The organism is Acidimicrobiia bacterium, from assembly GCA_036396535.1.
Lineage (GTDB): Bacteria > Actinomycetota > Acidimicrobiia > Spongiisociales > UBA5794 > DASWKR01.
Map to the genome: position 1 here is coordinate 23,362 of DASWKR010000093.1, position 7,965 is coordinate 31,326.

A 7,965-nucleotide genomic window follows, 5' to 3' on the forward strand; every position below is an offset into this window, starting at 1 on the left:
TCCGAGGCGTCAAATCTTGAAGTCGATGGCGCCCGGGACGACGACCGCCCTGATGGGGCCCGAGCCGAGCACTTCTCCGTCGGCCTCGACCGGCCAGTCGTCGTCGCAGATCAGGTCGATCGATGCCGTGACGAACCGCCGCACGGCCTTGTGGGTGAGGTGGCTTCCCGTGATGACCCGCGGCATCACCGTGAACGCCTGGCGGCGCGGTCCCGAGAACACCTGGACGTCGAAAACGCCGTCCATCACCGTCGCCCGCGGCGCGACGTTGAGCCCACCGCCGAAGAACTGGCCGTTGGCGACGACGATCGCCAGCGCCGGCCCGACGAACCGTCTCGAACCTGCCACGAGCTCGATCGGCCTGCCGCCGAAGCGACCGAGCGCCATCCAGAACCCGGCCGTGTACCGCAGGCCCCCCATGCGCCGCGGCAGCTTCCTGCCCACGACCACGGAGGCCGCGGTGACCCCGACATTGGCGGCATTGAGGAAGTACCTGGAGCCGAATGCCCCTTCCACGAGGCCGACGTCACATGGGTACACGTCGTCCGTGGCGAGGTGGAGCACGGCTTGCTCGATCGTTCTGGGCAACGCGAACGTCCTGATGAAGTCGGACCCCGACCCGGCAGGGAGTATGGCGAGCACCGGCTTCACGTCCCAGGGCTCCGCCATCATCGCGTTGAGCACGAGGTTCGCCGTCCCGTCACCGCCGACGGCGGCGAATCGCGTCGCTCCCGCTGCCCTGCCCTCGGTGACGAGCGAGAGTATGTCCGCCCCCGACGCCGAGACGCGCATCTCGTATTCCACCGCCGCCCCGACCAGCGCCTTCCGGGCACGCTCCGCCACCTCGCCCTTGGAACCCGACGACGGGTTGACGACTACCCACCAGCTCAAATCCGCCCCCCGGCGGCGACCACTCCGCGGTCGATCGCCTTGATCGCCAGGCGCGCCTGGTCCGCCAGCCTGGGAAACGTGTCGCGGACCTGCCTGAGCAGGTCGAGCAGCTGCCTGGCGTTGCGCACGAAATCGCCGGCCGAGCCCTCGTCGTCCTCGAAGAGGTCCTCGAGCGTGGCACCCGCCGTCCAGTCGTGGGCGACGGCCGCGAATCCGTGGTCGGGATACCGGGTCTCCGGCACACCGCCGGCACGCTCGGCGGCGTTGATCGCCGCCGCCAGCCCGGTGATCAGCTCACCGCGCTCCGCCACGAGCCCGTTCGGCCGGCGCGCCTCCGGCGACGTCGCCCGCGGCTCGAACGTGAACATCGAGGCCGCCGCGGCGAGATCCGGGCCGGTGAGCCCGTCGAGATAGCCACGCTCGATGCTCTCGGTGAGGACCAGGTCGAGCTCGTTATAGACGAAGCGAAGCCGCTCACCCTTGTCGGTGAGACCCCACCCCGTGGTGTATCCCCAGGACTCGAGCAGCGCCAGGGTCGCATCGAAGGCGGCGACCAGCCCTCCGCTCGCAACGGCGATCCTCCGTTCGAGGCGCTGCAGGTCGCGCTCAGCCCTCCGCGCCCGACGTGCCCAATCGATGTGCTTCGCCAGGTCGTGGCACGACGCCACCGGGTGCTCGATGGCGTCGACGCCGCCGACTCCCTCGGAGCCCTCAGGCTCGAAGCCCCGCAAGAGCCGGCCGACGGCCCTGCGGTACCCGTTGTCGCGCGACAGCACGGGCTGGGGCAGGTCGACGTGACCCGCCCTGGTGAGTGCCGGTGTCAGATCCTTCGGGGAGACGCGTCGCGCCCCGCCGGCAGCGTCGACCAGCAACAGGCGAGGCTGCGCTCCGTATCCCCTGGCGACGATCACCCAGCGGTCGTCGGGATCGCCGGTCAGTTGCAGCACGTCACCCTCGCGGGTGCGCTGCAGGAAGTCGCCGATGAGCGTCGTGGCATCGCCGGCGGCCGCGGACGCCGCGACATACTCCCAGATGTCTCCTCGGTCGCACTCGGCCGCCCCACGGAACTCCTCCAGGTCGGCGCGGCGCTGTTCGACCCGGGCTGCGAGCTGCAGGCGGCGGCCGTCCTCCCGGAACTGTGCGAACGACGCGTTGAGGAGCTCCTCCGCCACGTCCCGCTCGTAGTTGGCGACGAGGTTGACGGCCATGTTGTAGGTCGGCTGGAAGCTCGAGACGAGCGGATGGCTTCCGGCCGCAGCCGTGGCAACCACCTCGTCGAATCCGATGTACGCGCTGTGGAGCACGATGGCGGTCCCTCGGGTGTCAATGCCTCTCCTACCTGCCCTTCCCGTGAGCTGTGTGTAGTCGCCGGGCTGGAGCCGCACATGGGCCTCGCCGTCGAACTTCGAGAGCTGCTCGAGCACCACCGTCCTCGCCGGCATGTTGATCCCGAGCGCCAGCGTCTCGGTTGCGAAGACGACCCTCAGCAGCCCTGCCGCGAACAGCTCCTCCGTCACCTCCTTGAAGGCCGGGACGAGACCGGCATGGTGGGCGGCCACGCCCTGCTCGAGGTTGGCGAGCCATCCCGAGTAGCCGAGCACCTCGAGGTCGATCGGGTGGAGGTGGGCGGTTCGCTCCTCGGCGACGCGGCGGATCATCGTCCGGTCCCCGGCGTCCGTGAAGCCCATCCGGGCGGCGGCGACGGCGTCGGCGGCCTGGTCGCACCCGGCACGCGAGAAGATGAAGTAGATGGCTGGGAGCAGCCCCAGCCGGTGCACCTCGTCGACGACCTCGAGCCGGCGAGGGGTCGCGAACCGCCTGAACCTCCCCCTCCCCTTGCGCAGCAGCTTCGTCACCTCGGGGTTCGCCCGCTCACCCCCGCGGCCGAACACGGGCAGCGTGATGATCCCGCCCTCCCGGTGGCGATCCTTGACCATGAAGAGCGACTCGAGTGGAACCGGCCTCGTCTTTTCGACGACGAGTCTCGTCGGGCCCCGACGGGCTTCCACCCACGCCGTGAACTCCTCCGCGTTGGCGATCGTCGCCGAGAGGCACACGAGCGGCACGCGCCGTGGCAGGTGGATGATGATCTCCTCCCACACGGCTCCCCGGTAGCGATCCTGGAGGTAGTGGACCTCGTCGAGGATGACGACGCCCAGGCTGTCGAGTGCGGCGGAATCCGAGTAGATCATGTTGCGAAGCACCTCGGTCGTCATCACGACGATGGGAGCGCCCCCGTTGATGACGTTGTCGCCGGTGAGCAGCCCGACCGTGCCGGCACCGTAGGCGGCAACCAGATCGCCGAACTTCTGGTTCGACAGCGCTTTGATCGGTGTCGTGTAGAACGCCCTGGTGCCGCCGGCCACCGCTCGGGCGACCGCCGCCTCTGCGACGACCGTCTTGCCGGCGCCGGTCGGCGCGGTGACGACGACCGAGTCGCCTGCGGCGATCGCCCCAGCCGCCTCGATCTGGAAGGGATCCGGCGCGAAGGGGAGGCTTGCGAAGTACTGCTCCAACGCGGAGCCGAGGTCGGAGCGGCCGGTCACCTCTTGAGGATGAGCTTGATGGCGAGCAGCGTCAGCTCGAAGAGCACGTACAGGGGGGCGGAGAGCAGGGTCAATGTCAACGGGTCGCCGCTCGGGGTCATGAGTGCCGCACCGACCACGATGCCGAGCACCACCCAGCGCCACTGGGCGCGCAGCTTGGCGCTCGTCACCAGGCCCGCCGCCGCGGCGGTGAACAGGAACACCGGGAACTCGAACGCCAGCCCGAATGCCAGGATGAAGCGCATCGCGAAGCTGAGATAGAACTCGGCTCCGACGACGGCTTCGAGGCCCGGTCCGCCGAACCCGATGAGGAAGGAGAGTCCCCGCTCGAGCGACCAGTACCCCAAGGCGACGCCGGCGGCGAAGAGGACCGCCAGGATCGTCGAGAGGGGGATCAGGTAGCGGCGCTCTCGCTTCGTGAGGGCGGGGCTGACGAAGCGCCACAGCTGGTAGATGATCACCGGGCTGGCGATGATCACCCCACCGAAGAGCGACAGCTTCATGACGAGGCTGAAGGCCTCGGTGGGCCTGAAGAACGCCAACCCCTCACCCGTGACATCGATGTAGGGCTGGGCGAGCTTCTCGAGGATCCACTCGTTGAAGAAGAACGCCACGACCGAGCCGACGAGGATGGCGACGACGCACTTGATGACCCGCGAGCGGAGCTCGCCGAGGTGGTCGAAGAAGCTCATCGTCGCCTGCTGGGTCACACGCCCTCCGACTCAGTGTTCGGCTGCTTCTCGAGGGGCGGCTCGACGTCGGACGAGGCATCGACGTCGAGGGGAGCCTGCACCCCCGGCTTCCTGTCTCCGAGCGCCTTGGCGCGGATGACCTCGGCCGAGGTGTCGGCCGGCAGGTCTGTATCTCGATCCTCATCAGTCTCCCCCGCCCGTTCGCCCGGTGCCGGGAGCGCTTTCCGGTCGGCGGCAGGGGCATCGAGGTCGCGCACCTGCTCGTTCAGCTCGGACATCGACTTGTTGAGCTCGCGGCGGACCTCGCGAAGCTCTTCACGGACGTCACGCACCGGGCCGGCGATCTCCTGGTAGTCGGTGTCGATCTCGTCGCGCAGCGACTGGATCGCCTTGCGAGCCATCGCGACGAACTGACCGGCGCGGCGCGCCAGCTCCGGCAGACGATTCGGCCCGAACACGATGAGGATGATCACGGCGATCGTGAGCAGCTCGGAGACTGTGAAGTTCCCCACGGTCAGTCGATGGTAGATACCCGCGCCTGGTACGTCGTCCAGGGTGGCGGGGCGCCGCCCGGCAAAGACAAAGCCCCCGCAGAGCGGGGGCTCGGTTCACCGGAGTGGAGAACTCAGTTGGCTGCGATCTCGGAGTACCAGCCGTCCTCGTCGAGAGCCTGGGCGAATGCCTCTATCTCGTCCTCGGTGATCGGTCCGACTTCGGCGATGATCTCGTACTCGACGCCTGTGGCGAGGAGGATGCTGACGACCCGCTGGTTGGCCGGTCTGCGCTGGACGAGCCCGCAGAACGGGCACTCGAAGCGGTACTTGCCCTTGGAACCTTCGGCTTCGAGCTCGAGGCCCAGGTCGCTGGTCGTGAGCTCTACGTCTCCGCAGCGGTTGCATGTGGTTCGGATAGTGGTCATTTCTCACTCCGGCTGGCCCGTCTGTCTAACGAAAACATCGGCAAACACATCGGATGCTGAATGACTATTCGCGAGGTAGTCCGATGGCGCTAGCGCGAATAACGCTTCAGGATCACGCTGCGTAGCCGTCGCAGCGCATCGCCCACTTCCGGCCCCTCGACGAGCTTGCCGTCGACCCCGAGGCGCAGCAGCAACCTGGCGGCGACGAGCGGGTCAGACGCCGAGAAACGCACCGTCAACCACTCTCCGTCGTCCTCGACGATCTCGACCGGGTAGTAGTCGGCGACCCATCGGCCCCGCTCGGCGAGGCTTATCGTCGCCCGGACGTCGTCCTCGTTCGGCGAGTAGCGAACGACGGGTGCCGGGGGAACCACAGGGGGCTCGAATCGCTCCCCGGTCTCGACGACCGACTGGATGCGGTCGACCCGGAACACCCGCTCACCCCCCGCCGAGCGGCAGTAGGCCGACACGTACCAGTTCCCCATCGTCGAGAACACCGTCCACGGTTCGATGAGACGAGTCGTCGTCTCGCCGGTCGACAGCTTCGTGTAGACGATCTCGAGCGCCCTGCCCTCGGCGGCACCCGACCGAACCGTGCCGACCATCTCCGGCTCGGAGAGATCGACGACCAGGGCCTCGCCGCCGTCCGGAAGCAGCACGTCTCGCAGCTTGTCGAGAGCCCGGTCGAGGGCCGCCGAGGCGTGGCCCGTGGACTGGATCGCCAGCCCGGAGGCGAGCAGCGAGAGCGCCTCCGGTGCGGTGAGGCGTACCGGGTTCGAGAAGTAGTCGGCCATCTCGACGACCACCTCATCTTCGTCGATGTAGGCGACCATCAGGTCGCCCGGCCCGTACCCCGGGAGCCCACACACGAAGACCAGGTCGAGGTCGGCGGCGAGGCGGCGCTTCGTGTACCCGAACCGGTCGCACACCTCGTCGACCGTGGTGCCCGGGTTGGCGATCACCCACGGCAGCATCGACAGGATGCGGGTGAGGCGTTGCGCCGTCTTCGGGCTGGTCGTCATCGGGCCGTCACCCGTGCCAACAACCCCTCGCGGAGCTCGGGCGGAGCGATGATCTCCGCACCGTCGTCGAAGCCGAGCACCCACCCGATGAACGCCTCGGGGTTGGCGACCGGGATCTCGGCGACGAGAGACCCGTCGGGGGCCTCGGTGACCTGCGCCCTGCCCGTGAGCTGACGTCGTGCCCACCAGGCCAGCGGGGCATCGAAGGCGACGGTCGCCGTCAGGTCGTCCGGACCTGCCTCCCACGGCGCACCGGGAATGGCGTCGGAGGCGCGAAAGCCCTTCGGACGGTCGAACGCTCCGGCGGTCGGCCCGGCGGTGACGTCGGCGGCGCGATCGAGGCGGTACACCTTGATGTCGGGCGACCCCTTGTCAGGACCGACGACGTACCAATGCCCGCGGCGATGGACGAGCCCGTACGGGAGCATCTTCCGGTCCGAGCCGCGGTATCCGAATCGCAGCTCGCGCCTGTCCGAGACGGCAGCGAACGCTTCACCGAGCTCATGGCTGGACGCTCCTAGATCGGCCCCGAGCGGTTCGATCGAGGCCCCGAGCGGCGCCCCGCCCAACTTGAACAGCGCGTCGGGGCCCGAGGGGCGCCCTCCGATCCGGACAACCTGGGCGGCGAGCCACAGGGCAGCGCGCTCCTCGTCCGTCAGACCGGGATCCGGTAGCGAGTAGGCGTCCGCGGGGACGACGTACCCGTGCTCCACCTCCCAGGCGTCGGTGGGCCGCAGCTCGAGCGGGATCCCGAGCGATCGCAGCAGGTCCTTGTCGCGCTCGAACATGCGCCGCCACGCCTCGTCGCTGTCCTGGGCATACCCGGCGACGGTGTTGCGGATCTCGTCCGCCGTGACGGGCCGTTCCGCCGTGAGGAGGTATGCGAGGAGGTTGAGGATGCGTTCGATGACGTTCTGCATGTCGCCGCGCAGAGTATCGGTGGCCCGTCACGACTGGAAGCGTTTCGTGCTTCAGCCGGTGCGGCGTCCGACGACCTCGTCGACCTGGTACGAGACGCTCCACGTCGTCGGCTCGATGTCTGCGATCGGCTCCCACGGCCCGTCGTTCGCCCGCCACCTCACCCGCCACACGTAGTCGACCTCCAAGTCTGCGTAGTCCTTCGCCTCGTACGTGTGGGTGATCTCACCGTCCGGGTATCCGTCGAGTGCGTCGAAGAGGCGGGCCGGCACGTCCTGGATCTCACCGTCACCCCAACGGATCGCCACCGTCACCACCCTGAACTCCACGTCGATCCGGGCGGCGGTGAGCGGCGATGTGACCGACTCGACGTACGGCTCGGGCGGTTGCATCCCGATGAAGGTCGGGAGGCCCGTCACTCCGACCGTGGGAGCCATCGTCGGGTCCGGTGTCGCGAACTCGAAGGATTCGAGCACCTCCCAGACGAGCTCGATGTCGAGATCGACCTCCCAGGGCTCTCCGTCGCACCTCCTGAACCACGCATCGGCGATCCGCGGCCCGCCCCGAGTCCCGTCGGGATCGTATTGCAGCAGGTTGTCCGTCCCGTTCACCTCGGAGAGGTACCACCCCGTGAACTGCGACCGCCGGTAATGGCACTCACCGTCCCCGTCGTCCCCAACGGCAGGCCACAACGGCACGTCCGGCTCGTCACCATCCGAGTAGACGATCACCTCCCCCCCGTCGATTCGACAATGGAGGAGGCGAAGTCCGCCAAGGCTGCCAGCGGCTTCATACCAGCACCTGTATTCCTCAGCCGCGAGCGCGCTGGGCATCGGAGCTGCGACAAGTAGTGTCACCGTGACGCAGATCCAGTTCATGGCGACCAATCCCGGTCGGTGATGTCACACACCTGCATCCACTCCGAGGTCGGTGTCCCTCCTCCGAGCCGGGACCCGGTGCGCCAGTCGATCTCAAGT

8 protein-coding genes are annotated in these 7,965 nt (G+C 68.3%); all 8 read right to left on the bottom strand.

Translation table 11 applies throughout. The annotated features are described in order from the left end of the window. Positions 1–9: 9 nt before the first annotated feature. The 8 genes from VGC47_15350 to VGC47_15385 all read right to left on the bottom strand — a co-directional run bounded on the left by VGC47_15350 (position 10) and on the right by VGC47_15385 (position 7,719). The gene (locus tag VGC47_15350; GenBank protein ID HEX9856686.1) at positions 10–891 is read right to left on the bottom strand and encodes a diacylglycerol kinase family protein; all 882 of its coding nucleotides are present in this window, start codon (positions 889–891) and stop codon (positions 10–12) included. After that, positions 888–3,437, bottom strand: coding sequence for a DEAD/DEAH box helicase (locus VGC47_15355; protein HEX9856687.1), 2,550 nt, complete (start codon positions 3,435–3,437; stop codon positions 888–890). The genes VGC47_15350 and VGC47_15355 overlap by 4 nt, the downstream gene beginning before the upstream one ends. Beyond that, positions 3,434–4,147 carry a twin-arginine translocase subunit TatC gene (gene tatC / locus VGC47_15360; GenBank protein ID HEX9856688.1) on the bottom strand — a complete coding sequence of 238 codons (714 nt, stop codon included), beginning with the start codon at positions 4,145–4,147 and terminating at the stop codon, positions 3,434–3,436. Before tatC ends, VGC47_15355 begins: the two co-directional genes overlap by 4 nt. Then, positions 4,144–4,641, bottom strand: a complete 498-nt coding sequence (locus VGC47_15365) for a twin-arginine translocase TatA/TatE family subunit (GenBank protein HEX9856689.1) — start codon at positions 4,639–4,641, stop codon at positions 4,144–4,146. The genes tatC and VGC47_15365 overlap by 4 nt, the downstream gene beginning before the upstream one ends. 113 nt (positions 4,642–4,754) lie before the next feature. Continuing rightward, a complete protein-coding gene (locus VGC47_15370) occupies positions 4,755–5,048 on the bottom strand; it encodes a hypothetical protein (protein HEX9856690.1) in 294 nt (97 codons plus the stop codon). Between the two features lie 89 nt (positions 5,049–5,137). Beyond that, positions 5,138–6,070: a WYL domain-containing protein gene (locus VGC47_15375; protein ID HEX9856691.1), complete on the bottom strand. Its 933-nt coding sequence runs from the start codon at positions 6,068–6,070 to the stop codon at positions 5,138–5,140. Continuing rightward, positions 6,067–6,990: a WYL domain-containing protein gene (locus tag VGC47_15380; GenBank protein ID HEX9856692.1), complete on the bottom strand. Its 924-nt coding sequence runs from the start codon at positions 6,988–6,990 to the stop codon at positions 6,067–6,069. Before VGC47_15380 ends, VGC47_15375 begins: the two co-directional genes overlap by 4 nt. A 51-nt stretch (positions 6,991–7,041) precedes the next feature. Next, a complete protein-coding gene (locus VGC47_15385; protein HEX9856693.1) occupies positions 7,042–7,719 on the bottom strand; it encodes a hypothetical protein in 678 nt (225 codons plus the stop codon). Positions 7,720–7,965 lie beyond the last annotated feature (246 nt).